Source organism: Chryseobacterium sp. GW823-FHT05E08 (assembly GCF_058795655.1).
The window spans coordinates 694,779-720,794 of sequence record NZ_JBXAHY010000001.1; the positions used below are offsets into that span (position 1 = coordinate 694,779).

At 32.1% G+C, this 26,016-nt stretch carries 22 protein-coding genes and 1 tRNA gene; 4 read left to right on the top strand and 19 right to left on the bottom strand.

Annotation, left to right across the window (positions count from 1 at the left end; all coding sequences use genetic code 11):
• Positions 1 to 37: 37 nt before the first annotated feature.
• From hisIE to AC1Q7L_RS03340, 14 genes are all read right to left on the bottom strand, one after another.
• Positions 38 to 625, bottom strand: a complete 588-nt coding sequence (gene hisIE, locus AC1Q7L_RS03275) for a bifunctional phosphoribosyl-AMP cyclohydrolase/phosphoribosyl-ATP diphosphatase HisIE (RefSeq protein WP_492305449.1) — start codon at positions 623 to 625, stop codon at positions 38 to 40.
• Complete coding sequence (gene hisF, locus AC1Q7L_RS03280; RefSeq protein ID WP_492305448.1) at positions 619 to 1,374, bottom strand: imidazole glycerol phosphate synthase subunit HisF; 756 nt, start codon at positions 1,372 to 1,374, stop codon at positions 619 to 621. Before hisF ends, hisIE begins: the two co-directional genes overlap by 7 nt.
• The gene (gene hisA / locus AC1Q7L_RS03285) at positions 1,367 to 2,089 is read right to left on the bottom strand and encodes a 1-(5-phosphoribosyl)-5-[(5-phosphoribosylamino)methylideneamino]imidazole-4-carboxamide isomerase (RefSeq protein ID WP_492305447.1); all 723 of its coding nucleotides are present in this window, start codon (positions 2,087 to 2,089) and stop codon (positions 1,367 to 1,369) included. The genes hisF and hisA overlap by 8 nt, the downstream gene beginning before the upstream one ends.
• 2 nt (positions 2,090 to 2,091) lie before the next feature.
• Positions 2,092 to 2,670 (bottom strand): imidazole glycerol phosphate synthase subunit HisH, encoded by a 579-nt coding sequence (gene hisH, locus AC1Q7L_RS03290; protein WP_492305914.1) that lies wholly within the window; start codon positions 2,668 to 2,670, stop codon positions 2,092 to 2,094.
• Between the two features lies 1 nt (position 2,671).
• Complete coding sequence (gene hisB, locus AC1Q7L_RS03295; protein ID WP_492305446.1) at positions 2,672 to 3,769, bottom strand: bifunctional histidinol-phosphatase/imidazoleglycerol-phosphate dehydratase HisB; 1,098 nt, start codon at positions 3,767 to 3,769, stop codon at positions 2,672 to 2,674.
• The gene (gene hisC / locus AC1Q7L_RS03300; protein ID WP_492305445.1) at positions 3,769 to 4,794 is read right to left on the bottom strand and encodes a histidinol-phosphate transaminase; all 1,026 of its coding nucleotides are present in this window, start codon (positions 4,792 to 4,794) and stop codon (positions 3,769 to 3,771) included. The genes hisB and hisC overlap by 1 nt, the downstream gene beginning before the upstream one ends.
• A gap of 3 nt (positions 4,795 to 4,797) precedes the next feature.
• Positions 4,798 to 6,075 carry a histidinol dehydrogenase gene (gene hisD / locus AC1Q7L_RS03305; RefSeq protein ID WP_492305444.1) on the bottom strand — a complete coding sequence of 426 codons (1,278 nt, stop codon included), beginning with the start codon at positions 6,073 to 6,075 and terminating at the stop codon, positions 4,798 to 4,800.
• Between the two features lies 1 nt (position 6,076).
• Positions 6,077 to 6,934 carry an ATP phosphoribosyltransferase gene (hisG, locus tag AC1Q7L_RS03310; protein WP_492305443.1) on the bottom strand — a complete coding sequence of 286 codons (858 nt, stop codon included), beginning with the start codon at positions 6,932 to 6,934 and terminating at the stop codon, positions 6,077 to 6,079.
• 250 nt (positions 6,935 to 7,184) lie between these two features.
• On the bottom strand, positions 7,185 to 8,282 hold the full coding sequence (locus tag AC1Q7L_RS03315) for a glycosyltransferase family 4 protein (RefSeq protein WP_492305442.1): 1,098 nt from the start codon (positions 8,280 to 8,282) through the stop codon (positions 7,185 to 7,187).
• Positions 8,279 to 9,055 carry a polysaccharide deacetylase family protein gene (locus AC1Q7L_RS03320; protein ID WP_492305441.1) on the bottom strand — a complete coding sequence of 259 codons (777 nt, stop codon included), beginning with the start codon at positions 9,053 to 9,055 and terminating at the stop codon, positions 8,279 to 8,281. The genes AC1Q7L_RS03315 and AC1Q7L_RS03320 overlap by 4 nt, the downstream gene beginning before the upstream one ends.
• Positions 9,055 to 9,987, bottom strand: coding sequence for a glycosyltransferase family 2 protein (locus tag AC1Q7L_RS03325; protein ID WP_492305440.1), 933 nt, complete (start codon positions 9,985 to 9,987; stop codon positions 9,055 to 9,057). Before AC1Q7L_RS03325 ends, AC1Q7L_RS03320 begins: the two co-directional genes overlap by 1 nt.
• Positions 9,988 to 9,994: 7 nt before the next feature.
• Positions 9,995 to 11,164, bottom strand: a complete 1,170-nt coding sequence (locus AC1Q7L_RS03330) for a glycosyltransferase family 87 protein (RefSeq protein WP_492305439.1) — start codon at positions 11,162 to 11,164, stop codon at positions 9,995 to 9,997.
• Between the two features lie 31 nt (positions 11,165 to 11,195).
• Positions 11,196 to 12,008 (bottom strand): 2,3,4,5-tetrahydropyridine-2,6-dicarboxylate N-succinyltransferase, encoded by an 813-nt coding sequence (locus AC1Q7L_RS03335; protein WP_066758522.1) that lies wholly within the window; start codon positions 12,006 to 12,008, stop codon positions 11,196 to 11,198.
• Between the two features lie 204 nt (positions 12,009 to 12,212).
• Complete coding sequence (locus AC1Q7L_RS03340; protein WP_492305438.1) at positions 12,213 to 12,782, bottom strand: C40 family peptidase; 570 nt, start codon at positions 12,780 to 12,782, stop codon at positions 12,213 to 12,215.
• 235 nt (positions 12,783 to 13,017) lie between these two features.
• Here AC1Q7L_RS03340 and AC1Q7L_RS03345 point away from each other — a divergent pair, with 235 nt between their 5' ends.
• Positions 13,018 to 13,665, top strand: coding sequence for a hypothetical protein (locus tag AC1Q7L_RS03345; RefSeq protein ID WP_492305437.1), 648 nt, complete (start codon positions 13,018 to 13,020; stop codon positions 13,663 to 13,665).
• A 184-nt stretch (positions 13,666 to 13,849) separates the two neighbouring features.
• Positions 13,850 to 13,923 (top strand) — tRNA-Ala (locus AC1Q7L_RS03350).
• Between the two features lie 94 nt (positions 13,924 to 14,017).
• Here AC1Q7L_RS03350 and AC1Q7L_RS03355 read toward each other — a convergent pair.
• Positions 14,018 to 14,548, bottom strand: coding sequence for an antirestriction protein ArdA (locus AC1Q7L_RS03355; protein ID WP_492305436.1), 531 nt, complete (start codon positions 14,546 to 14,548; stop codon positions 14,018 to 14,020).
• Between the two features lie 867 nt (positions 14,549 to 15,415).
• On the opposite strand from AC1Q7L_RS03355, the gene AC1Q7L_RS03360 reads away from it, so the two are divergent.
• Together AC1Q7L_RS03360 and AC1Q7L_RS03365 are read left to right on the top strand one after the other, a co-directional pair.
• Complete coding sequence (locus tag AC1Q7L_RS03360; RefSeq protein ID WP_492305435.1) at positions 15,416 to 16,102, top strand: hypothetical protein; 687 nt, start codon at positions 15,416 to 15,418, stop codon at positions 16,100 to 16,102.
• A gap of 704 nt (positions 16,103 to 16,806) precedes the next feature.
• Positions 16,807 to 17,235, top strand: coding sequence for a hypothetical protein (locus AC1Q7L_RS03365; protein ID WP_492305434.1), 429 nt, complete (start codon positions 16,807 to 16,809; stop codon positions 17,233 to 17,235).
• Between the two features lie 31 nt (positions 17,236 to 17,266).
• On the opposite strand, the gene AC1Q7L_RS03370 is transcribed toward AC1Q7L_RS03365, so the two are convergent.
• From AC1Q7L_RS03370 to AC1Q7L_RS03385, 4 genes are read right to left on the bottom strand one after another with little or no spacing between them, the layout of a single operon-like run.
• Entirely contained in the window at positions 17,267 to 17,599 is a 333-nt protein-coding gene (locus AC1Q7L_RS03370) for a hypothetical protein (RefSeq protein WP_492305433.1), read from the bottom strand.
• A 6-nt stretch (positions 17,600 to 17,605) separates the two neighbouring features.
• The gene (locus tag AC1Q7L_RS03375) at positions 17,606 to 21,220 is read right to left on the bottom strand and encodes a DUF6443 domain-containing protein (protein ID WP_492305432.1); all 3,615 of its coding nucleotides are present in this window, start codon (positions 21,218 to 21,220) and stop codon (positions 17,606 to 17,608) included.
• A 6-nt stretch (positions 21,221 to 21,226) separates the two neighbouring features.
• Positions 21,227 to 24,235, bottom strand: a complete 3,009-nt coding sequence (locus AC1Q7L_RS03380) for a hypothetical protein (protein WP_492305431.1) — start codon at positions 24,233 to 24,235, stop codon at positions 21,227 to 21,229.
• Positions 24,236 to 24,241: 6 nt separating this feature from the next.
• Entirely contained in the window at positions 24,242 to 25,783 is a 1,542-nt protein-coding gene (locus tag AC1Q7L_RS03385) for a T9SS type A sorting domain-containing protein (RefSeq protein ID WP_492305430.1), read from the bottom strand.
• Between the last annotated feature and the right edge of the window lie 233 nt (positions 25,784 to 26,016).

The window sequence follows — 26,016 nt, forward strand, 5'->3', positions numbered from 1 at the left end:
AAATTTAAGATATAAACTCGCTTTTTTAGCGAGTTTTTTATTTATCGCGAGTTTGTAATACCTTTTCAATTTCTTCTAATGAAAAACCTTTAGCTTTTAATAAAATCAAAAAGTGATACAACAAATCAGCCGCTTCATTTTTAAATAAATCATCATTATTATCTTTAGCCTCAATAACCAGTTCTACGGCTTCCTCTCCTACTTTTTGAGCTACTTTATTAATACCTCTTTCAAACAATGAATAGGTATAAGAAGACTCTACTTTATCATCAATTCTTTGAGAAATCTTAGCTTCCAATTCATATAAAAAACCTTTTGCATCTTTCTCTCCGAAACAACTAAAGCTTCCCGTGTGACAAACCACATTTTCAGGAATTACTTTAATTAAAATAGTATCATTATCACAATCAATTTGAATATTTTCAACCTTTAAAAAATTACCAGATTCCTCACCTTTCGTCCAAAGTCTGTTTTTAGAACGGCTGAAAAAAGTAACAATCCCTTCTTTCTCTGTTTTCTCAAAAGCTTCCTCATTCATATATCCTAACATCAACACCTGTAAGCTTCTGCTATCTTGAATAATTACAGGAACTAATCCATTGGTTTTACTGAAATCTATTACCATCTTACTTCAATTTTTTGATTACTTAATTCTTTTTTTAAATCCAAAATGCTCACTTCTCCGAAATGAAAAATACTTGCTGCCAAAGCGCCTGTCGCTTTCGTTTCTTTGAAAACCATTTTAAAATCTTCTATTTTGCCTGCTCCCCCCGAAGCAATCACGGGAATATTAATGTTTTCTGAAACTGATTTTGTGATTCTTATATCAAAACCATTTTTAGTTCCGTCACCGTCCATCGAGGTCAGTAGAATTTCACCTGCACCTAAAGATTCTGCTTCTTTTGCCCAATCTATTGTTTTCAAATTGGTTATTTCTCGTCCGCCTTTCACATGAACCCAATCGGAATTATTAATGAATTTGGTATCAATCGCCACAACAATACACTGACTTCCAAATTCTTTAGCCAAGTGAGAAATTAGCTGGGGATTTTTAACTGCTGATGAATTGATACTTATCTTATCCGCTCCCGCTTCCAAGAGTTTTTGTACATCTTGAATGGAAGAAATTCCGCCTCCAACTGTGAAAGGAATACTCAGTTCTTTAGAGATATTCTGTACCAATTCAACGAATGTTTTTCTCTTTTCAATCGTAGCGGTAATATCAAGGAAAACCAGTTCATCGGCTCCATTTTCTTCGTATCTTTTCGCTAATTCTATTGGATCTCCGGCATTTCTTAACCCCTCAAAATTGATTCCTTTTACCGTTGTTCCATCCTTGATATCCAGGCAAGGGATTATTCTTTTTTTAAGCATTTTCAATGAATTTTTGAAGTTCTTTTAATTCTATTTTTCCTTCATAAATTGCTTTTCCTATGATAGTTCCAGCGCAACCAATTTCTTTCATTTTCTCAATATCTTTAATACATGAAATTCCACCACTTGCAATAAGTTGAGTTGAAGTTTTATCTAAAATTTCTTTATAAAGCTCTGTTGATGGACCTTGCAACATTCCGTCTTTTGAAATATCGGTACAAATTACCTGCTGAATTCCTTTTCTCTGATATTGAAGAATAAAATCAATCACGTCTTTATCACTGCTTTCCAGCCAGCCTGAAGTTTTTATCATTCGGTTATTGCAATCGGCTCCTAGGATAATTTTATCAGCTCCATATTTTTCAATCAATTCAAAACAAAACTCAGGATCCTGAACGGCAATACTTCCAATCGTAATTTGCTTTGCACCAGAACTGAAAGCAATTTCAATATCTTCCAAGGTTTTCAAGCCACCTCCAAAATCAATAGATAAATTGGTTTCTTTTGCAATACTTTCCAATACTTTTTGGTTGACAATATGCTTAGATTTTGCACCGTCTAAATCTACCAAGTGAAGAAATTTAATCCCAAAGCTTTCAAACTCTTTTGCAACTTCTACAGGGCTTTCATTGTAGATTTTTTTTGTACTGTAATCGCCTTTTGAAAGACGTACACATTTTCCGTCAATAATGTCAATAGCAGGAATAATTTTCATACTTACAATTTTAAAAAGTTGTTTAATAATTCATTTCCAATCTTCCCCGATTTTTCAGGGTGAAATTGTGTTGCAAAGAAATTATCCTTCTGCAAAGACGCACTGAAAGGCAAAATATAATCACAAACAGAAGTTGTATATTCTGATAATTCACAATAATAACTGTGAACAAAATACAAGTCATTTTCTTTTTCAATTCCTGAAAATAATGGAGATTTTATTTCTGAAATTGTATTCCAACCCATGTGAGGAACAATATCTTTTGGTGGGAATTTCTTTACATTAATATCAAAAATTCCTAATCCTTCAGTGTCTCCTTCTTCATTATTTTTACACATTAATTGCATGCCCAAACAAATTCCCAAAACAGGCTGTTTCAAATTTGGGATCAACTTGTCCAGACCTTTTTCTTTTAATACATTCATCGTAGAAGAAGCTTCTCCGACTCCCGGGAAAATTATTTTATCAGCTTTTTGAATTAGCTCAAAATCATCTGTAATCATTGATTCTGTATTTAATCTATTCAGCGCATTTTGCACCGAATTGACGTTTCCTCCGTTATATTTTATAATTGCAATCATATTAAAGGCTTCCTTTTGTTGAAGGTAAATTAAAGTTTTCATCAGTCTGTTTTACCGCCATTTTTATAGCTTTTGCAAAGGCCTTGAAAACAGATTCTATTTTGTGATGCTCGTTATCTCCTTCAACTTTAATATTTACATTAGATTTAGAAGAATCGGTGAAAGATTTAAAGAAGTGATAAAACATTTCAGTCGGAACATCGCCAATTTTTTCTCGATTAAAATCAGCTTCCCAAACCAACCAAGGTCTTCCTCCAAAATCTATTGCGACCTGAGCCAGACAATCATCCATCGGAAGCAGAAAACCATATCTTTCAATCCCTTTTTTCTTTCCTAAAGCCTGAAGAATTGCTTCTCCAAAAACAATTCCTGTATCTTCAATCGTGTGATGCTCATCAACCTGCAAATCGCCATCGACTTTGATTTTTAAATCTAAATTTCCATGTTTTGAAATCTGCTCCAACATATGATCAAAAAAATGCAAACCTGTTGAAATCTCAGAATTCCCTTTTCCATCGAGGTTAACTTCAATCTCAATTTGAGTTTCATTCGTCTTTCTTGAGACTTTCGCTTTTCTAGGTTTTTGCTTTAAAAATTGATAGATCTCAGACCAATTTTCGGTTGTCAATTCAGCATTTTCATTTTGAATTTTATTAATAAAAATTGCTTTTGAGCCTAAATTTTCGGCTAATTGAATATCCGTGATTCTATCGCCAATTACATAGGAATTTTGTAAATCATAATCTCCGTAAATATACTTCCCAAGCATTCCAATTCCCGGTTTTCTTGTGGATAAATTTTCATGCTCAAAACTTTTATCAATTAGAATATCACTAAAAATTATTCCTTCATTTTCAAATGCTCTTAACATTTTTTCCTGAGGTTTAATAAAATCTTCAAAAGAAAAACTTTCTGTCCCCAGACCGTCCTGATTGGTGATCATCACCAATTCATAATCCAACTCTTTGGCTATTTTTGAAAGGTTTTGAAATACTCCGGGATAAAACTCTAGCTTTTCTAAGGAATCAACTTGAAAATCCGTTGGAGGTTCAATAATTAATGTTCCGTCGCGGTCTATGAATAATACTTTTTTCATCATTAAATATTTTTTAAGATAGTAATCAACTGCATATTTTCTTCTCTGTTTCCAATATTAATTCTGATACAATTGGGAATTTGAGGAGTTCTTTTACTTGTTAAAACTTCTTTATCCAAAAGATTTTCATATACTTTTTCAACGTCTTCAAACTCGATTAAAAAGAAATTAGCATGTGTAAGAAAGACTTTTGTAATACAACTTATACCTTGAAATTCATTTTTTAACCATTCTCTTTCCTCAAAAATATTATTCAAGTTTTGATTGAATTGATCTTTATTATCAATCACATTTAGAACCAATTCCTGACTTAAAGAATTTACATTATAGGGTGCTTTTACTGTATTAATCAACTTAATGATTCCTTCACTGGCATACGCAATTCCCACTCTTGCTCCTGCCATTCCCCAGGCTTTTGAAAACGTTTGAAGAACAATAAGGTTAGGATATTTTTCAAGAAGTTCGAGACTCGATTTCTGATCTGAAAATTCAATGTAGGCTTCATCCACAACCACAATTCCATCAAAATTTTGAATATAAAACTCAATATCTTCAAGGCTGTTTCCTGTAGGATTATTTGGAGAGCATAAAAAGAAAATTTTTGTTTGAATGTTCTGAGTGATTTTTAAGAACTCCTCTTTTTTGATTTGAAAATCTTCGTCTAGATCAAGTTTTACCACTGTGTTTTCATTAATGGTAGCATAAAATCCGTACATCGTAAAAGACGGATTCATCATCAGAATCGAATCTTTTTTAGGTTCACAGAAAATTTTAATAATTAAATCGATCAATTCATCACTGCCATTTCCTACAGCAATTTGATTAGACGAAATATTTTTAAACTCAGACAATTTCTTTTTAAGCTTTTTCTGAGTCGAATCCGGATAACGGTTACATTCTCCAAACGGACTTTCATTGGCATCCAATAAAACAGGATTGCTGAATTCATTATGATCTCTAAAACTGATGTAAGGCTGTAATGCTAAAATGTTCTTTCGAACGAAATTATTTAAGGTAAATTGTTTCATTTTTTATTGATTTAATCGGATGGTAACGGCATTTTTGTGAGCGAATAATCCTTCTGCTTCTGCCATGATTTCTATTGTATTTCCTAAGTTTTGAAGTCCTTCTTTCGACAAGTACTGAAAGGTAATTTTCTTCACAAAACTGTCTAAAGAAACTCCGCTGTAATTCTTTGCAAAACCGTTGGTGGGAAGGGTGTGATTGGTTCCGCTAGCATAATCTCCGGCGCTTTCACAAGAATAATTTCCCAAGAAAACAGAACCGGCATTTTGAATTTGAGGAATATAGTTATCAAACTCATTTAAGGCTAAAATAAGGTGTTCCGGAGCGTATAAGTTGCTAAATTTTATTGCTTCTTCGATGGTATTTAAAAGAATAAAATGACTGTTATTCAAGGATTGCTGTGCAAATTCATTTCTTGGAAGTTCTTTAACCTGCTTTTCTATTTCTTCAATCGTTTCGTTGAAAACTTTCACCTCCGTTGATATAAAAATTACCTGACTATCACTTCCATGTTCCGCCTGTGATAGCAAATCTGCTGCACAAAATGTTGGAATGGCCTTTTCATCAGCAATCACTAAAACTTCACTTGGCCCTGCAGGCATATCGATGGCAACTCCATAATTTTGAGCATATTCTTTAGCTGCAACAACAAACTGATTTCCAGGACCAAAAATTTTATAAACATTAGGAATACTTTCTGTCCCCAGCGTCATCGCTGCAATAGCCTGCGCCCCGCCCGTTTTGAATATTTTTGAAACACCACAAAGTTGAGCAGCATACAAAATCGCAGGATTTATGTCTCCCTTTTTATCTGGCGGACTACATAAAATAATCTCCTTACAACCTGCCAACTGAGCCGGAATTGCCAACATCAGAACGGTAGAAAACAAAGGCGCTGTACCTCCCGGAATATAGATTCCTACTTTTTCAATCGCTCGATTTTCTCTCCAACAAATCACTCCTTTTCTCGTTTCTATTTTTTCAGTTTCAGACTGCTGTGAAGCATGAAATTTTGTAATATTTTCTTTAGCCTGTTGAATTGCTTGCTTCAATTCTTCACTAATTAAGCTTTCTGCATTTTGAATTTCTTCCGTTGAAACTGTAATATTTTCAATATTTGCAGAATCAAATTTTTTATTGAATTCAAGCAATGCTTTATCTCCATTTTTTTTGACTTCTGAGAATATTTCCTTAATAGTTTTTGAAATTTCTTCTCTTTTAAAAGCTGGCCGTTTTGTAAGTTCCTGCCAATTTTCATGATTGGGATATCTGTAAATTTTCATATTAAATAACCATTTTATCGATTGGAATAATTAAAATATCCTGTGCTCCATTTTCTTTTAATTCATCAATAACGTCCCAAAATCGGTCTTCATTGATCACTGAATGAATACTGCTCCAACCCTCCTCAGCTAAGGGAATAACCGTCGGGCTTTTAAGCACCGGAAGTATTTTAGAAATATCCGCAATCTTTACATTGGGAACATTCATCAAAATGTATTTTGAATTTTTCGCTTTTAAAACAGATTGAATTCTGAATAAGAATTTTTCAAGAATGATTTCTTTTTCCTGATTGAGATTTGGAGTTTTAGCCAACACCGCTTCTGATTTCAACAAGGTAACCGTTTCTCTTAGTCCGTTCTTAAATAAAGTGCTTCCAGAGCTCACTATATCACAAATTCCATCTGCCAAACCAATGTTCGGAGCAATTTCTACAGAACCTGAAATAACGTGGATGTCCGCTGAAACATTATTTTCTAACAAGAATTTTTTAAGGGTATTGGGATAAGAAGTAGCGATTTTTTTATTCTGAAAATAGCTCAAATCGTTCGTTTCAACCTCTTTAGGAACTGCAAGTGAGACACGGCATTTTGAAAATCCAAGCTCCTGAATAATGTCGATCTTTTTTTGTTTTTCTACCAAAAGATTCTCTCCAACGATGGCAATATCTACCACACCATCTTCCAAATATTGAGGAATATCCGAGTTTCTCAAGTACATAATTTCCATCGGAAAGTTATCTACTGAAACTTTAAGCTGATCTTTTCCATTGTTAACGAAAATGCCACAGTCTTTCAGAAGTTGTAAAGAATCTTCGTAAAGCCGACCGCTTTTTTGGATTGCAATTTTTAATTTACTCATTTTTTCTACATTGAGTCTGAGCAAATAAAAACTGATTATTGAAAAGAAATTCTCGCGAAAATTTAGAAACAAAAAAACCGTCTATTGCTCAGACGGTTTTAAATATTTTTGATTTTAACACATGTTTATATCAATCAATTCCGTCTAACAGAGATGATGATAATAATGATGTAGTGTTAAAAAATTAGGTTTCATTGTTGAAATTTTGTGGTACAAATGTAGAACTTATTTTTAAACTTCAAAGGTTTTTCTACAGAATTTTTTGATAAAGCTTCATTAATTCGTTTGCAATTGGCTCGTCATTAAACTTTTGAACAAACTCAAACCCCTTATCAACACGGCGTTTTCTCTCTGATTCATTATCCCATAAAAATTTTATTTTTGATTGAATATCTAAATGATTTTTAGGATCGATGTAAACTGAGTCCGGACCACCCGCTTCAGGAAGACAACTTATATTACTTGTAATCGCTACCGTTTTTGAAAAAAGTGCTTCTATGACAGGAATTCCAAAGCCTTCAAAGAAACTTGGATAGACAAAAATATCGGCTAATTTATAAATCACGGCAAGCTCATCCATAGAAACTCCTTCAAGAAAATGAACTTGCTTTTCCATTTTATTTTTCTTGATATGTTGCTCTATTTTGCTGAAATATTTTGTCTTTTTTCCGACAACGACTAATGGAATCTCTGTTTTGTCGATGGCTTTTACAACATTTAATAAGTTTTTACGCTCTTCAATCGTTCCAACATTGAGAATAAATCTTTCCGGAAGGTTGAATTTTTCTTTTGTTTTTTGAATAAATTCTTCTGATTGATTTTCTTTAAAAGCATGATGACATCCTTGATAAATGACTTCAATTTTACCTTCAGGAACTTTTAAATATTCAATAATATCACGTTTCGTCTGTTCAGAAATCGCAATGATTTTATCGGCAGTTTGAGCTGCTTTTTTGAACTTCCACAAATGAATTTTTCGATCAAAAAAAGAGTAATATTGAGGATAACGAACAAAGATCAAATCGTGAATTGTAACCACTTTTTTAATTGGCTTTTTATCCCATTTTAAAGGTAATTCACCCGACAAACCATGAAAAATATCTGCATTTTGCTTCTGTGCATCTTTTCCCATTTTGAATTGGCGAGACATTGTTCCTTTTGATGTTTCAACAAACTGAATATTCGCATTTTCAAGAATAGCAGAACCTCTTTCAGACTTATTTTTATTGAGTAAAAGGTATTCGTTTTCAGGGAAATATTTTGCAAGAATTCTTACGAGGTCTCTGGAATAATTCCCTAAACCTGAGGTATTGTGAAAGAAACGTTTGGCATCGAAAGCGATTTTCATGATTCTATTTGTTTTTGAAATTCCTGAAATGTTCCGAATGAATAATTTTCACTTTTTAACCAAGAAACAAATTCATCAAATCTTTCTACCATATCTTTTCCTGAATTTTTTACTGTAAAACCTGGAAGTTTAAACGCTTCATCTTTAATTTCTGCAAATTCCCATGGATGGAAATAAATATTCAGATAATTATCTTTTTTCAAGGTATCTGAAGCCAGTTTTTTATAAAATGATAACGGGAAGTTATGAAAGCTCAACCAAAATAAAGGTATTCTAAAATTAGGCGAAACCGAAGCCGGAATCTGCGTTACATTTCCTTCTTTAAAATATGTTCTTGAAACTTTTAAGTTATTATACCTTCCTGGAAGAAAAGTTGGATTGATAGATGAATTGTAGGAATATCCTGCTTTTTCAACTTCTTTTTCGTCGACGGGCATCATTCTGGGCATTCTTAATCCTGTTACTTTCGTAGAAAATAATTCTTCTAATTTTTCTCTGGATTCTTTTAAATGTTTTTCTTCAAATTCAGAATGAAACCATGTGTGAGAAGCCAATTCATGACCTTCCTTTAGCAATCTTTCAATAAGGTACTTACTATTTTCCGCAAAAACTACAGTCGAAAAAAAGGTAGCTTTTGCGTTATATTTTTTAAGAATATCGAGTATTCTTTCTAATCCGTTTTGTGAGATAGAGATTTGCTTTTCAAAGGATATTTCACCTTTGTATTCGAATGGCATATCAAATTCTTCAATGTCAAAACTTAATAAAACCATTATTGAAAATTTTTATTTTTTATGATATAATTAGGCCTTTCTTTTACTTGCTTAAAGATTTTACCTAAATAAATTCCTATAATTCCTAAAATAATTAATTGTAATCCACCAAAGAAAACGATGGTCATAATTAAAGATGCCCAACCTGATATTTCTGTTTCAACTACAAAAGCATAAATAACATATAAAATATACCCTATTACAGAAATTCCTGAGAATAGAAACCCTAAATAAGCTGCAATTGACAAAGGTTTTACACTAAAAGCAGTGATTCCCGTAAAAGCAAAAGTGATCATTTTCTTTAGGTTATAGCTGCTTTCTCCTGATAATCTTTCGCACGCTGTGAATTCGATTCCGGTTTGTTTGAAGCCCATCCAGCTGGTTAATCCTCTCAAAAAGAGATCGTCTTCATTTAGACCTCTCATTACCTCTACTGCATTCGCATCCATTAATCTAAAATCTGAACCGCCACCTTTTGTAAGATCAACATCAGATAAGCTTGATAATATTTTATAGAAAAAATCAGAGGTTTTTCTTTTGAAAAATGAAATTTCTTTTGGATAAGTTCTTATTGTAAAGATTACATCATAACCTTCTTCCCATTTTTTGATCATTTCAGGAATGAGTTCCGGTGGATGTTGGAGATCGCCATCCATTGAGATGACAGCGTTTCCGTGGGCATTGTCCATTCCTGCTTTTACGGCAGGTTGGTGTCCAAAATTTCTTGAAAATTCGATGAATTTTACTTCATCAAACTGCTGGGAAAGTTCTTCTAATTTTTGCTGTGTATTGTCTCTGCTGCCGTCATTTACAAATATAATTTCAAAATCATAATGGCGCAATCCTTCGAAAACTTCTTTGATTTTCTGATGGATCATGGCAACGTTTCCTTCTTCGTTGTAGGCGGGAATTACGATGGAAATTTTTTTCATATTTATCTTAATTCAAGCTGTAATTTTTTTCAAAATCTTTAGTTAAAAGTTCATATACAACCCTCAACCAAACTACAATGCAAGGTACAGCTTTTAAAGAATATTTGATGATATAATCATTTTTCACACTTTTCGGGAATAAATCTGAACTTGAAAAACATGTGAAAATAATAACAAAAACTAATAATCCTATGGTAAAAGGTGTTCTTTCTTTTTGAAGGAAAAACCAAAGCATTACACCCGTTACAGCAATAATATACGTTGGAGATTCAGAACTTGAACTGAACAATACCAAAAACAGTAATGTTGAAGCTAAGATCATCAATTGGAAAGCATAATTTTTATATTGTTTAATTCTGATATAAGGTGCTGCAAATAAGGGTAATCCTACGGCTAAAAATACCAGATTAGAAATAGAAGCGTCTCCTAAAATTCTTCTGAAAAACCCCATCAATGAAATGTCCTGCATGTTTCCTAATACCTGATTCTCACTGTTTTTTTCAACAATTGAATGGAACCAATCTGCATAACTTTGAATCACAAACTGCGGACTGGAATACGCCATCGGAAGCACAAAAAATATTACTGCAATCACTAATCCTGAAAGAATAAATTTAATCTTATTTTTAATAAAGAAAAATTGGCTAAGACCAACAATTCCGTAGATTTTAACGAAAATTCCGATTAAAATTGCTGTTACAGATTTCACCTCTTTTCTTTCGTAAATATAGGTTGCAGATAATAATAAAAGCCCTGTTAAAGCCACATTAAACTGTAAACTTAACGCTGCCGTTATATATTCCTGCAAACAAAGTAATGCGAAAATTGCCTTTTTAGAATCTGAAAAAGGTAATTTATAGATCGCATAGACGAAAATGAAAGTATTAGCCAAATTCCAAAGAGAAATTCCCAGCCAATCGGGCATCATTGCAAATGGAGCAATTAATGCACTAAAAAATATTCCGTAATGATTTAAATCAAAATAAAGATCAGGGTAATGGATAAACAGGTTTTTCTGATGAATAGTATTAAAAAATACATTTTTAAAGATCAGATAATTATTGATCGCATAATCTCCTCTGAAATATTTGGAAATCGCCGTAACAACCGATATAATAAGATAAACCCCAAATATATATTTAGGGTTTAGCAATATTTTAAGAAATTTTTCTTTCAAAATTGGGTGGTATTAGTGTAAAGAATTAATCTTAAACCGCTACATTATTTTCTCTCAATGCATCATTAAGAGACGTTTTTTTATCTGTAGATTCTTTTCTCTGACCAATGATCAAAGCACAAGGAACCTGATATTCTCCAGCCGGGTATTGTCTTGTATAACTTCCAGGAATCACTACTGAACGAGCAGGAACTCTTCCCTTGATCTCGATAGGCTCAGGACCTGTTACATCGATAATTTTAGTAGATGCAGTAAGAACAACATTTGCGCCTAAAACTGCTTCTTTTTCTACGTGAACACCTTCTACAACGATGCATCTTGATCCGATAAAACAATCATCTTCAATAATAACCGGAGCAGCCTGAAGAGGCTCTAGAACACCACCGATACCTACACCACCACTTAAGTGAACGTTTTTACCGATCTGTGCACAGCTTCCTACCGTAGCCCAAGTATCAACCATTGTTCCTGAGTCTACATAAGCCCCAATATTAACATAAGAAGGCATCAAAATAACTCCTGAAGCAATGAAAGAACCTTCTCTCGCGATCGCATGAGGTACAACTCTTACTCCTTTTGCAGCATAATTTCTTTTCAAAGGAATTTTGTCATGAAATTCAAACGGACCTACCTCGATAGTCTCCATTGTTTGAATCGGGAAATACATTACAACAGCTTTTTTTACCCATTCATTTACCTGCCATCCGTTTTCTGTAGGTTCAGCAACACGAAGTTCTCCAGAATCTAATAAAGAAACAACCTCTCTTATTGCCTTTTTGCTATCTTCATTTTGTAGTAAATCTCTATTATCCCAAATGTTTTCAATTGTTTGTTGTAACGACATATTTCTAGTTTAAATTAATTTGAATAATTATACGAGCCCAAAGATACAAAAAAGTTCAGGAAAACCTTTTTATTGCAAGATTTGATTAAGTGCAAAATTTTTATAAAGCAAAGAAAAGTCTTTGTCATTTCTGAGAAATTTAAACATGATTTTTATAGATAAGATTTCTGCGGAATAGCAAACTGTATGTGAATTTTTTTCTAACTAAAGAACTCTTTGAGCGTGGAGATAAGCTTTGTTCCAGTATTTTTCGTTTAATGAAGAAATAATAACGCCTTTTGATGTTGAAGCATGAATAAATTTCACTTCACCATCTGTATTGATATCGTGAACAATTCCTACATGAGAAACTCTGCTTCCGCCAGCTGTTGCGAAGAACAAAAGATCGCCGGGTTTTACTTCCGTGATGTCGATTTTTTTACCTGCTTCCGCCTGATCGGTTGACCTGCGTGGAAGACTGAAATCATTTTCCTCAAACACTTTTACGGTAAATCCGGAACAATCGAAACCTGAAGAAGTATTTCCGCCAAATTTATAAGGTGTTCCGATATATTTTTCAGCATCTTTTAAAACGCTGTTGATGGTTTTTGGAACTTTTCCGTCGAATTTTGAGTCTAGTTTTCTGAGATTTTCAGATTTAACAACAGTTTTATTTGTATTTTTTTTAGTTGCAACACTTTTTGAGCTTCCGCAAGAAATAATAAGTGAGGATGTAATCAGCAAAACAGATAACTGCTTTATTCTAAAGTTATTTTCAAATATTCCCATTTTCATATTCGTCTGATTTTTAACATTGTAACTAATTATTTACAAATATACATTTTATATTTAAATTATAATTAAACTATACTAGAACTATACTATAAATATATGTTAAAATTTTGTATTTGATTATTAATCATTATATTTGAGACTTAAACACAAACGACACAAATATTTTCACTAATTACACGAATCGCTTTTGTTATTTCTGTGAAACATCTGTATTATGTTTGTTTATCAATGAATTATGGCGACATATGAAAGTTTAATTAAAATTAATGGCGCAGTCGGCGACCTCGTTTTTTATACTTTGAATGGCAAAAATGTTGTTCGAAAAAAAAGTGGGTTTAATAAAACTGCTTTTAAGAAAAGTCCTGCCTATGAAAAAGTTCGACAAAATAGCTCGGAATTCGGCCATTGTTCTAAAGTTGGGAAAATCATCAGACAAGTTTTAGATGAATATATTAAACAAGCGGATGAGCCTCTACTCTATCAAAAGTTTGCTAAATTAATGACAGAAGTTAAAGATTTGGACGAAATTTCAGAAAGAGGAAAAAGAACCGTCGAAAGAGGAATTATAACAGAAAAAGGAAAGCTTCTTCTTCGGAAATTTCAATTCGGAAATAAAAATAATTTTGATGGTGAAAATTCTGTTTCCTTAGATTTATTAAACGAAAAATTATATTTAAACAATACATTTTCAGCGAATGAAGCTGTTTTAATTAGTTTAAAAATTGATTTCGGAAATTATTTAACACAACATTTTGAAGAGAAAATTTTAGTTGGAGAAAAAGAAAAAATATCTTTTACCAAACAATTTTCTAATGATGATTTAATTCTTTATTTTATTGTTTTAAAAAAGAATGAGGAAATTCTTAATATGGGATTTGTGTAATAATATCTAAAGACAGCACTGATAAATTGACAGTTAAATAATTTTCTTTTGCCATTTCATTCAACGAAGCTTTAAAAAAAATGATTATTAGATAGCTAATATGGTAACTTATTAAATAAAATTTAATAAAGTATTTGTATATGTGGTTTAAATACTTACTTTTGTACCGCTTCGAAAAGAACGAGGGGAATTAGCTCATCTGGCTAGAGCGTTAGACTGGCAGTCTAAAGGTGACGGGTTCGATCCCCGTATTCTCCACTTGATAGTCAAAGAGTTGCATTGTTTTAAACTTGCAACTCTTTTTTGTTTGCACAAAATTTGCACAAAAACTCTTTGTTTTTATATTTGTATATTAAGCTTTAAAATAATGTCCTCCACTCGAATAATAATCATACATTAGACTTCTTGCCGTAGTTTCCCAATCAATATAAATGTAATTTGGCAAACTCTCAGGAATACTTTCTTCTAACATATATTGTGCAAATGTTTCATCATCTGAATACTCACCAATATAATTATTTATTACACTGTCATAAAGACTGTTAAAATCCATTTTTCCAATGCAATCAACATAAGCTTCAAAAACTTCAAGATCATAGCTAGAATCATTGATTTGTTCTATTATTTCGTATATATCTTTGGAAATATAACTTTCTCCGATTAATCCGAGTTTGTCAAACAAATCACAGTATTCATAATCCTGAAACATAAACTCTGGATCTTCTTCATCATTATGAAGTTCTTTCATAGCTTTAAATAGTTCGTCATAGTCTGAATAATAAGAAAGATTAAGCCATTCACCATAAAGGCATCCGTTGTTGTACTTAGCGTACGTGCCACAATAGATACTAGCAGTATCGAGACAATTTTGTAAATTTGCCATGTTGATAAGTTTTAGTGTAATTAAAATTTATTGATATTGCCTATTGTGTTCGTTGCACTTTAGGCATTTTTTATATATTATTGTGAGAATCTATGTAGAAAAAAGAACTTGAAACAGTTCTTTGACATATTAGTAAACTCAATATTCATGCCAATTGACAGAGATTTTAACTTTAAAATTAAAGTTTTAAAATATTTTTAAGCATAAACCGCCACCAACAAAAACTGTCAAAAAAAAACATCAATAAAAGATATAGTTTGAAGAGTATCATAAATAGAAAATGTAAGTGGAAAATAAAATCATATCCACAAAAACCAAATAAAACAAAATCTACTTTTGAGAAAAGGTAAGACAGTTTGGGCGGGGGAGGTAAAAAAGTTCGTCTGACACCCGTCATTCTATTCTTAGTCACGCCTGTCTGTACACTCATTATATATTTTTTTGGTGTCAAATTGTCGTAAAATCTTCTATAAAGGATTTTGAATTTTTGGAAGAGAGTTGGTGGGGGTACTTTTGTGAGTGGGGGGTTACCGTTGTCTTTTTTCACCCAAATAATAATGTAGTGTAGTTTCTTTACAGTTATTTTGGCAGATGATATCTAAAAACAATCTATTCATTAGAATGAATACAGCTTTTTTTGTAAATTACAAAACCTTTTATTGTAAAAATCACAAAAATAAATCCTAGATAATTGTACACAAAAACTTTTAATTCTACAGGTGTTGACCTGATAAAAATTTCATTTATTTGCGATGAGTGTAATCATCCATTTGAAAGCAATAAACTTGGTATTTTTAAACAAATATTTATACCTAATAACGAAACATATATTAGCCCTTCAATTGTTTCCTCACACAGATGCAACAAATGCGACAAAGAGTTTATTGTAACATTTTAAATAATCAATCTCAAACATCTATAAATATTGAGAATTTAAATGAAAATTCAGAAGTTATTTTAACTGATTTCACTTTAGAAGAACAGATAATTGAAGACCAAATTGATACTTTTCTATATGACACAAATAGAATGAAAATATTTAGAAGGGAAATTGATAAATTAAGACAACTTTTAAATATACCTATAGAAAATACTGATATTGGTAAAACGTTATTAAAACAAATCTATACCAGCTCAATTACTTGTATGGAAGATTATTTATCTACAACTCTTATACAGGAAGTTCTAAACGATAAAGAAGCTTTTAAAAAGTTTGTTATTGAAGACAAAGAATTATCAAAGCGTTCATTTAATCTTTCTCAAATATTCGATACTTATGAGAAATTAGAAAAATTGGTAAAAGAAAGATTATTAAGTATTCAATTTCACAATATAGCTTTTGTAAGGTCACTGTACAAAATAGTTTTTAATTATAAGTTTCCCGAAATAGCTGAAATAGCCAAAATTGTTAACAACAGGCATGATTATGTTCATAGAAATGGTCGTGATAAAGAAGGTAATGAAGTTGTTATAGATAGAAAAACCGTTAGCGAAGCAATTAATACAGTGGAAAAGTTTATCGAGGATATAGACGGGTTCGTAAGTCTATTATAATAAACGAACTTCTATGGTTTTTTTTTAATGATTCTATGTATTGAAAGATCTCTAAAAGTTCCTCATTACAATCACATCCTAATAAGTGTATTCTTGTATAGTATTTTAGTGGGAGCAAATTATCATTATTGAGGAGGTGAGGTAAAATATACCAATTAATAATTTCAAAACAAATATAATATTATAAATTACAAGTTTATAGAATTCACTTACCTACCAACAGTCAACAAAATTTTAAAAGTAAATCCTAATTGGTAAAATTCTCAACATTTTTTTTTCCAGACACTCAATAATAAAGCCCCACTATATTACATGTGAGGCTTTAAATTTTTATTCCAGATCTGATCAAATTCTGTTTAGTAATAAAATCTGATAGTTCTAAATTATTAGTAGTATGTAGATTGATATGTAATAAGTATAGAATAATAGAATATATACCTTTACGTTGCAAATTATTTGTTAAGCCCTTTATTCATAGTATTTTTGAAATATTATGATCAAGTCAGAAAAGATCAACTGGACAGATAGGTCAACACGATTTTAAAAGTAAACCCCATCTAATTTGAAAATATATCACATTTGAATTTTTATCTTCTTAAAGTCTTCCTTTTGGGGTGGTTTTTTTATTGTAGAGTTTCAATTCTTTATCAATTTAAAAGTTAAAATAACTACATTTGCTCAGCATTAGACAACATCAATACACAATGAAAAAATACATTTTAATATTAATTTCCTTATTGCTGGTAAGCTGTAATTTTAATCAGATTTATAAAAATAGAGAAGAAGATAAAAAAGATGCCGAAAAAATAACTAAAGAATTCTATTTCTTGTTAAAAAGTAATAGTCGAGAAAAAGCTTTTAAATTATTCAGTAATAAATTTTTTCAAGTAACAAATAAGCAACAGTTGAATCAAATGATTGATTGGACTAATAAACAAGGAGGTAATTTTTCTAATTTTACTTTAGCTAGTTGGGAAACATTTATAGTCAAAGGCTCTTATCCAAAAGCAGACTATTCTCTCATTTATTATGTTAAAAGAGATTCAATAAATACACAAGAGATTTTTTCTTTACAAAAAGAAGATGATATTATCAAAATTGTAGGTTATAAAATCAATTTAGATATCAAATAAAATCCCCCTTTTTAATTTAGGGGGATTGTTATTATTTATCAGTATTGTAACTCTTGTATAATTTATATTTACCGTTTTCTATTCTATAAATATCAAACTTCCCTGTATTTTGTTTTTTTGACAAAGAATCACCAATTTTCAAAGTATCTCTTTTGGTATCTGTGGTTGTTATACAATATTCATCTGCATAATAAAATTGTAATGACTTATTTTCATAGTTTTTTATATTTATAATTTTAGATTGAATTTTATTCTTATAAAAATAATTACTATTCTCATAGACAAATTTATAGAGATAGAAATAACTAAACGAAATAATGACTAAGATAGTAGCAATAAAGCGATAATATTTAATTACTCTCATAAATTATTATTTAATTTGGAAAATAGGTTTTACAACAGGAGTATACTGATAAGTTGCTTGTGCATTAACAACTGTTAAAGGACTACCTTGTATACCAACACCGATTTGTCCTCCTACATTTATAAAGCCACCTCCTTTAATAGGATTTTTAATATCTAAAGGTGCATAGCTTCCACTTAAAGAAGCATCAGCTAGAATTCCTATCCCTACAGAACCTCCAATAGCATGTCCTTGTAGCATACTACTTGTAATATTTCTAGAATCTCCAGTATATCTTCCTCCACTGAAACTAATTCCAGCATTGCCTTCTATACCATCCCCAATTGACCCACCAACTGATGGTGTAAAATATAACCCTGGCTCTCCTCGTGTAAGTAATGTAAAATTAACTGGTGTAGTTGATACTCCTAAAAATGCTGCAACACTAGACGACAAACCAACAGTATAAGAATCATTAACAAAATTTCTTGCAAGTCTACCATGCCATCCTCCAGCTAAATTTGATTCCGCCCCAGATATAGCATCTCTAAACCAATTCGACATTCCAAGAAGACCTGTTGATCCATTACTTCCATCAGTTGGTAAATAATGAGATTCTCCATTATAGCCTAAGTAAGTCATACCAGTATTTTCGGCATTACTATCTGTAATTTCGACATTTGGTTCAGCAGTTCCATCAGCACGAAAGTCTGTATATCCTCCTTTTTGATACGCTGCATCTCCCTCTTGCATTCCTTGTACAAATTGCCATTGATTATCCTTTAATCCCCAACCTAAACCTTCTCTTCCATCAGGATCAATAAAATTTATAGGATTATTAAGTGCATAAGTATAAGGAGTAAAACGTCTAGACTTCTCTGCCAGTGGATCAATTACGCCCCATCTTCCCAAGTCAGGCATATACATCCTTGCACCATAATCATACATTCCAGACTCTTGTAACTCCTTGCCATTATACTTATAATTTTCATAACCTCCTAACATTCCTTTCAATCCTCCAATATGGTTTAATCCAAATGGATAATAATTGTTGGTATCTGTAACTTCAAGAGCGCCTGTGCTATTTTTTGCATAGCTCACCCTTGCATTTCCTAAGTGATCTCTATATTGGTAAATGTAACGGTTTTCCGTGAAACTGTAAAATCCTTCTGAGGTAGGTACAAAATTAAGCACCCACTGTGGTGGAAGTGTTGGGAATATAGGATCCAGAGTAACTCCTTTGAATGCTTGCTGTTCATAAGCCACCTCTGTTCTGCACCATGCACAAGGTTCTACTGTCTCTTTAAAGCTATATTGGAAACCATCTAAATAATCTGTAATATTATTTGTAGTAGATTGACCTCTTCCTCCCCCAGATGTGTACGTTTTACGGACTTTTGTTCCATCAGCACGATATAAATAATTTAAACCAAAGCTTACAGAATTCCCCAATAGATCATTCTGAGTGATCGAATATGAATCTGGCAAGCTCAAATGATTATAAGCAATACCTTGAATACCTTTATCTTTCATATTGGTCATGCTTCCATTCAGATCATAATCAATCAAATTATTTCCTCCTTCATAGCCTGTACTATTTGATTGATTTTCAATAACCCTGTCTAAACGGTTCCCTGTGTACTGGTAATCAAGATCATCTACCAGAGTAGAAGTTATTCCTGAGACAGGAGTCGCTTTTCGTTTGAGATTACTTATGTTCCCATTCAGGTCATAGGTAAGATATTCATCAAAATTACCATTTTGAGGATTTACTGTACCAGGTTCTGCGTAGAATCCATTTTTTAATCTATTTTGATTATCATATTCGTAGCTATATCTTTTTAAGACATCTTCTGAAGAGTTTTTCCAATCAATTTCTGCAATGTTCCCATTATATTTACCTGTTGAATTATTTGTAAAAATAGGATTTGTATATCTCATTTCATACCCAAACAATTTCCCATTCAGATCAGCAGGATTATTGATCTTCGTCATCCAGCCACGAATATTATAAGTGTAATCAATACTTTGTAAAGGACTTGAAGCAACTATTCCTCCAACTTTTTTGTTTTTGAGTTGTGAAAGTTCATTATATTCATTTTGAACTAAGATTTCTTCCGTATTGTTGTCTACTTTATGTTTTTGAACAAGTAACCTATTTTGATGATCATATTCAAATGTTTGAGTAATTACCTTTTCAGTATCAGAATCTAATCTTTTGTGGCGGGTTATTGCCTGCTTTGTAACTCCCGCAAAATCAAGTTCAGATTTTGTTTCCGTAAATCCTCCCAAATGATTGATAGAATAGCTTTCAACCACTCTTCCTCTGGTGTCGTAATAGGAGTAATTCTTTGTCCAGTTATCATCTTCGATGTTTTTAACCAAGCTCATCACAGGAAGTCCTTTTGTACTTACAGTTGAGTTTGAAGTATCCTGCGGTAAAACATCCTGTCCCAAAACCTGTGCAGGAATCGCTGGTGATCCTGTCGGATAAGTATCATAATAATTAACTGTCAAAGCTGTATCGAAATACGGGAAACTATCATTGGAATAGTAGATCTGCATTCCGTTTTTTGTAAATCCTGTAGCACTTCTATACTCGGTAAGAATAAGATTATTACCAATTGCAGTCTGCATATCGTTTCTGTCAGTCCCCGAAACACGTCCAGTTATAATCGGTCTTCCAAATTGGTCATATTTAGTAAAAAGCCACTTGTTGTCAGGTCTCATTACGGCATCTTGTGTAAAAATCAAACGATCCGCTTTGTCATACACCATATGCTCCCAGCCTTTGCCAGGTAATTTCTTCTCAACCAAACGGTTTCTGCCATCATATCGGTATATGTAGCATAATTCATCATGTTTGGTGGTGTTAGCAACAATATCTCCTCTGATACTTGCTAATGGTGGGATTACATAAGCTAATTGATTATATTCATTATAAACATAATTAGTATCAGCATATTCATCATTGGCAATTACTTTTCTTAATAATATAGTTTGTCCTTGTCCGTTTTTAAATTCTATAGTTTCGTTTCCATCTTCATCTTTTACAGAATTTTTGTACAATTGAGCATCGGTATACAACCAGTTTTCACCAAGAGTACTTTTTGTAGCTCCATTTTCCCAAATGGTTGATGTTGTAAACTTTCTTACTCTGTCTGCAACTGTATTGGCATCGTAGCTAAATTTCACAGGTTTGGTACTCCAATCAGTTCCAACCTGTATCTGTTGCTGGATTCTGTCTAATGGTGAGTTTTCTAAGATTTTTTCTGCATAGATTTTTTCTCCACCATAAATAGCTGAGGCATTACCTAGTGGTGTCGGAAAAATAGCTCCGTCTTGAGTTGAAGATTGCGGGATAGGTAAAAAGTCTTTCGCCTGTCTTCCAAATCCGTCATACTCGATATGATTTACAACATCTCTTCCTAATGGTGAAGCTTTTACATTCACTACCTGTTTAGGTCTTCCTAAGCCATCAAAATATTGAACTGTATGGATTTGCTTTGCCGTTGAACTACTTATTGCTACAGGTTCAAGATAAGTTCTGGTTTCAATATAATTTTCTGTGTTAGGTAAATTCTGTGCATGGGCTAAACTCGTGATAAGCAAAGCTCCGATTGGAATAATTATCTTTTTCATCGTGTGTTAGTTTTTGTAGTTGTATTTAAATTCTTTCAGGATTTTATACTCTAAGCTACCGTTGGCATTCTTGAATTCTTGTTTTATTTCTCCCAATCTGTTAGCTGTATCATAGAAATATACCTCCCTGATTCCTGACGGTGGAGTGATACTTCTTACTCCAATCAAAGGATCGTAAGTGTAGGTTGTCACCAGATAACCTTGCAAACTGTCTCTGAACGTTTTTAAAACAGATAAGAATGAATTTTCATCGTTGTTTCTGCCCGCTAAAACATCGGTGTCGGAAGCAGTGGAAATCGCTGATACTAAACTTTGTACCTGAGCATAAGTTGCCCCTTCTACTTTGGCAATAGGCTGAGTATTGTTGTAACCCCAGATAATTGCTACAGGAATACCGTTTTTTGTGGTGTATTGTTGCAAGTTTCCTTTTACATCATATTTATCATAAGTTACTTCGGTTCCCATTGAATTAGTTTTCAAATCGTAAGTCAATTCAGAGCTTGGAAAAATTGTAGATTGATTATCATACTTCACTTCCTGCTTAGTTAATACTTTACCATTTTTCTTCTTTTCAACTTCAACGTGGGTATCAAGAATATTAGCATTAATCAACTTTTGTATGGATTTATCCTTAGCATTTCTGTAATACTCTTCCATAATGTCACCACTTGAAATTGTTTTTTTGTAGATTAACCTAGCATCATCATAACTGAAAGTATTTTCTTCTTTTATATTACCTCCTGAGAAGAATTCTTCCTTACTATTGGAGCTTGTATTGTTAAAATATCTTAATAAATAATTTGAGGCAGTATAAATCTCCTTTAAATTCTCATATTGATAAGATGAAAATGCCTTTTGCACTTTAAGAGAATCTTTTACATGATAATCATATGTATAAGTTTCTTTCTTTATAGGCGTGATCACTCCTTCTTTATAATAATTTACAGAAAGTAATTTCCCTCTTCTGCCATCAAATGACTGTACATAAGAGCTGGGGAATTTTAAAAATTTAAGGAGGTTTTTAACACCCTGATCATTAAAATTGGTGTCAGATACCATAAATTTATCAGGATAATCACTAAAATTGCTGTATTTTTTCTCTACAGAACCTTTTCCAGTTACTTCTTCTACTATTCTCGAATACCCAACAACTGCACTTGTATTAAATCCAATACCTGGTGAAACATATGTTCTTGTTATATTAGAAGGAGTTGTAGTAAAATTAATCTGCCCTGAAGATATATTGTTTGCATTGAGATATTTATATTTAATCTCTTTACTAATACTATTTTGAGAATCATATAATTTCATATTACTGATTCTTGTACTTCCTAAAATATATTTTTCTCCTTCATAGATAAAATCATCATTTTCATAGTTTAATTCTAAAGCTCCCCCCGAAGGATACACTACTCTTTGCAACAATCCTAATTTAGAAATATTGGAAGGAGTTTTATCTAATCCTGTAGGCTCAAAATATGCCTGTTTATTCACTAATTTAAATGGTAAGATATTATCATTAACCAAATCAGGATAAAAATAGGTTTTTGCTTTTGGAAAATAGTTCCATTCATATGGATGGAAATCAGTCTTTGAAAAGACAATATTAGAGTTGTTATTATTATAGTAACCTAAAAAATCAACTTTTGAAGAGTTTCTTGGCGGAAAATTATTAGTATCATAAGAAAAGTTATAATTCCCTAAAGAAGAGTCTTCAATTTTATCTAACCTTAGACGTTTACATTCATAATCACCTGCTGAACAATTACTTGAATTAAAGTACGAATATGTAAAATTGGCTTGCTTTATAACATTTCCATTTTTATTCTTTACCTGAATATTTGTGAGCCCATTCCCTGGATAATCTAATCTATTAAATGCATAAGCAAACTCAACTGTCTCTTGATCTGTTATAAGCCTTTTTAACCTTTTAGCAGCCAACTTAGATGTAGTAACTTTATTATATATCACAGGAGGAGTTTCAGAAATTGAGGAATTACTTCCTAAAGCATAATTAGATGCTACATTGTAGTTTCCAAAATTTAAATCTTCTAATGTATTAAGTGAGGGATGTTCATAATTATTTACATAACTTTCATATTCAAAATTGACTTCTCTACCTGAAACTGGATCTTTCATTTTGGTGAGATACCAGTTATTTACCTGATAAGCATCATGACTGAAAAAATCCTGAGGATATTCGGTTATTTTTCCTATTTCGTAATCATTAAAAGTATAGATATATCCATTTTCACCTACGATTTCAAATTTATCAACCTGATAAAAAACACTTGCTTTCCCACTACTTCCCCAGAATGTACTTTCATAGCCTCCACAAGTAGGTTTAATAGTTAAGATAAGGTTGTTATTAAGTTTAGCATTTGTAGAATTAAAAAAATTGGCTTTAAATTGGGTATCATTAATTCTCGTCAAATAAAATTTATCGTTAAATCCTGGTGCATTAATATAATAAAAATCAGGAGCTGAATCTACCATTCCATCGTCATTCCATTCAATTCGGGTATTTATACATAATTGTTGCCCAGTAATATTTGAATAGAATAATTGTTCTGGCCATGCTGTACACAAATATCCTTTAGATTGCCTATGCCATGACAACGATTGTGAAGGTTCAAAAGTAGAAGTTGTATAATAAGCATAGGTTTCTGTAAAATCATTCTGATCATTTACTTTAATCGTTAGATTTCCACCTGCGTTTAGATTCCAGCCCAACCCTACCGATGTAGCAATATCAGCTACTTTGTTTCCTTTTGTATTATATGATAGATCAATTGGTATTTTTATTTTTCCAAAATTAATATCATAAATAGGAACTGATATATTGGTTTTCCCGATATAATCAAGCTCAGAAAAGTCACTATACTTCATTAAACTTGATACTTCAGGAGAAGCAACATTATATAACTGCTTCTCTAGTAATGTTTGCTGTGATTTATATTCAGTATGTATAAAAAAAGAAAAAAGAATTATTAATTTATATTTATTTTTTTTCATTTGTGTTTACTTTTTTATGAGTTTAGCGTTGGCTGTTTTATTGGCATCAGTTTTAATCGTAATCAGATAAGCTCCCTGAATCAAATTCTGAGTATTAATCTTGGTAACTTTGTTTTTAGTTTTCAAACTTTGTAATTGTCGTCCAGACATATCATACAAAATAATATCAGCATCTTTGAAATCAAAACCAATTTCAACATAGGTGTAATCTGATACAGGATTAGGATAGATTTTAATGTCTTGTTTTACAATTAACTGATCAATTTGTTTGTCTCCAAGCTTAATGATTTTCCAGTTTTCTTTACCAAGCTCCTCAGCACTGGTTCCTGCTAAAATGATTGAACCGTCTCTGTTTAGTTTTATATCAGATAACCTTTCTTCTTTCTTATTTGATTGACCTTGGACGTGCTTTCTCCACTGCTCATTTCCATTTTGATCTAAATACAGCATCCAGAATTTCTCATCATCACTTTCAATTCTTCCCTCAGCTTGAGTATAACCTCCTAACAAAATTCCTTTTGAAGTTTTATCATCGGAATTGTGCAATACACTCATTCCCATCAAAATATCCCTATTTTTGAAATTGTATGACTTCTGCCAGATTTCATCTCCTTTTTCATTGAGTGAGATTAACCAAAGATCAGTTCCTTCTTCGATACCAACTGTTTTATTCCCTGAGTGCTCTGAACGGCTTTCACCTCCGATTAAAAATCCTTCCGATGTCAATGCCAATGTTCTTAAATGATCGTCACCTTTACCTCCGAAATTCTTTTCCCATTCAACCTTACCGTCCTTGTTAAGTTTGATAACCCAATAATCTCCTTCTCCGAAGTTTTCTGTCTTTTTTGAACCCCCTGTATTACTTCTGGAATAGATCCCTAATAAAGCACCACCGTCTCTAGTTGGAATCATCTTTTCAACCTCGTCTGATCCTTTTCCACCAAATATAGATTGTGACAGTTCTTTTCCGTTTTTGTCTAGTTTTATGATCAAAACATCTTTAGAACCGTAACCTTTTGTTGAGTTCTGAACGTTTCCAGCAACAAAGAATCCCTGATCAGTAGTTTGAATCACAGATCTTGCTTCTTCATCTGCATTGCTACCTAGGGTTTTTTGCCACAGTTCGTCCCCAAATTCGTTTAAACGAATCAACCATATGTCGCTTCCACCTTTAGAATCATCTTTTTTATCCAGACTTTTGCCTGAATAAGAAGTTGATGCTACTAAAAATCCACCATCTTGAGTTCCGACAGTTGCAGATAAAAAATCGTGGTTATTTCCTACGAAAAACTTTTCCCACACTTCCTCACCTTGCTGGTTAAGCTTAACCAAATGTAGGTCGTAGCCGTTGTTTTGTTTGTTTCCTGTAGAAAGTTTAGAAGCTTGAATACTACTTCCTGTAATAAGATACTGCTGATCAATTGTTGTGGTGACTTGCGACAAGAAATCCTGTGTATTGGATTTAATATCCTTTTGCCAAACTACTTCCTGAGAATACAATACAGCAGTTGTGCACACCATAAGTGCACTCATGTAAAGTTTTTTCATACTTGTGCTATTGTTAGTTTATATATGTTGTTGATATAACTGTGCATAGAAAATGCACTCGTTTTGAAGAGTAATTCTTTTTCATTTTTGTGTTTTCATTTAATTTTTTGCGAATTTAACATAATTTTCAATATCTATTGATTTATTTTTTTGTGTTTTTTATCACATCTCTTTGGTTTAATGTTCTATAGCAAAGATATGCTTGCAAAGCGACAGAACATGACGCATTAAAT

Excerpts from the sequence above, each read along its gene's own strand:
- AC1Q7L_RS03345 (WP_492305437.1), top strand. The coding sequence starts at position 13,018 with ATGGCGACATATGAAAGTTTAATTAAAATTAATGGCGCAGTCGGCGAC.
- AC1Q7L_RS03355 (WP_492305436.1), bottom strand. The coding sequence starts at position 14,548 with ATGGCAAATTTACAAAATTGTCTCGATACTGCTAGTATCTATTGTGGC.
- AC1Q7L_RS03375 (WP_492305432.1), bottom strand. The coding sequence starts at position 21,220 with ATGAAAAAGATAATTATTCCAATCGGAGCTTTGCTTATCACGAGTTTA.
- AC1Q7L_RS03340 (WP_492305438.1), bottom strand. The coding sequence starts at position 12,782 with ATGAAAATGGGAATATTTGAAAATAACTTTAGAATAAAGCAGTTATCT.
- hisG (WP_492305443.1), bottom strand. The coding sequence starts at position 6,934 with ATGAGTAAATTAAAAATTGCAATCCAAAAAAGCGGTCGGCTTTACGAA.
- hisB (WP_492305446.1), bottom strand. The coding sequence starts at position 3,769 with ATGATGAAAAAAGTATTATTCATAGACCGCGACGGAACATTAATTATT.
- AC1Q7L_RS03360 (WP_492305435.1), top strand. The coding sequence starts at position 15,416 with ATGCGACAAAGAGTTTATTGTAACATTTTAAATAATCAATCTCAAACA.
- hisIE (WP_492305449.1), bottom strand. The coding sequence starts at position 625 with ATGGTAATAGATTTCAGTAAAACCAATGGATTAGTTCCTGTAATTATT.
- AC1Q7L_RS03315 (WP_492305442.1), bottom strand. The coding sequence starts at position 8,282 with ATGAAAATCGCTTTCGATGCCAAACGTTTCTTTCACAATACCTCAGGT.
- hisC (WP_492305445.1), bottom strand. The coding sequence starts at position 4,794 with ATGAAACAATTTACCTTAAATAATTTCGTTCGAAAGAACATTTTAGCA.
- hisA (WP_492305447.1), bottom strand. The coding sequence starts at position 2,089 with ATGAAAATTATTCCTGCTATTGACATTATTGACGGAAAATGTGTACGT.
- hisD (WP_492305444.1), bottom strand. The coding sequence starts at position 6,075 with ATGAAAATTTACAGATATCCCAATCATGAAAATTGGCAGGAACTTACA.
- AC1Q7L_RS03385 (WP_492305430.1), bottom strand. The coding sequence starts at position 25,783 with ATGAAAAAACTTTACATGAGTGCACTTATGGTGTGCACAACTGCTGTA.
- AC1Q7L_RS03370 (WP_492305433.1), bottom strand. The coding sequence starts at position 17,599 with ATGAGAGTAATTAAATATTATCGCTTTATTGCTACTATCTTAGTCATT.
- AC1Q7L_RS03335 (WP_066758522.1), bottom strand. The coding sequence starts at position 12,008 with ATGTCGTTACAACAAACAATTGAAAACATTTGGGATAATAGAGATTTA.
- hisH (WP_492305914.1), bottom strand. The coding sequence starts at position 2,670 with ATGATTGCAATTATAAAATATAACGGAGGAAACGTCAATTCGGTGCAA.
- AC1Q7L_RS03380 (WP_492305431.1), bottom strand. The coding sequence starts at position 24,235 with ATGAAAAAAAATAAATATAAATTAATAATTCTTTTTTCTTTTTTTATA.
- AC1Q7L_RS03365 (WP_492305434.1), top strand. The coding sequence starts at position 16,807 with ATGAAAAAATACATTTTAATATTAATTTCCTTATTGCTGGTAAGCTGT.
- AC1Q7L_RS03325 (WP_492305440.1), bottom strand. The coding sequence starts at position 9,987 with ATGAAAAAAATTTCCATCGTAATTCCCGCCTACAACGAAGAAGGAAAC.
- AC1Q7L_RS03320 (WP_492305441.1), bottom strand. The coding sequence starts at position 9,055 with ATGGTTTTATTAAGTTTTGACATTGAAGAATTTGATATGCCATTCGAA.
- hisF (WP_492305448.1), bottom strand. The coding sequence starts at position 1,374 with ATGCTTAAAAAAAGAATAATCCCTTGCCTGGATATCAAGGATGGAACA.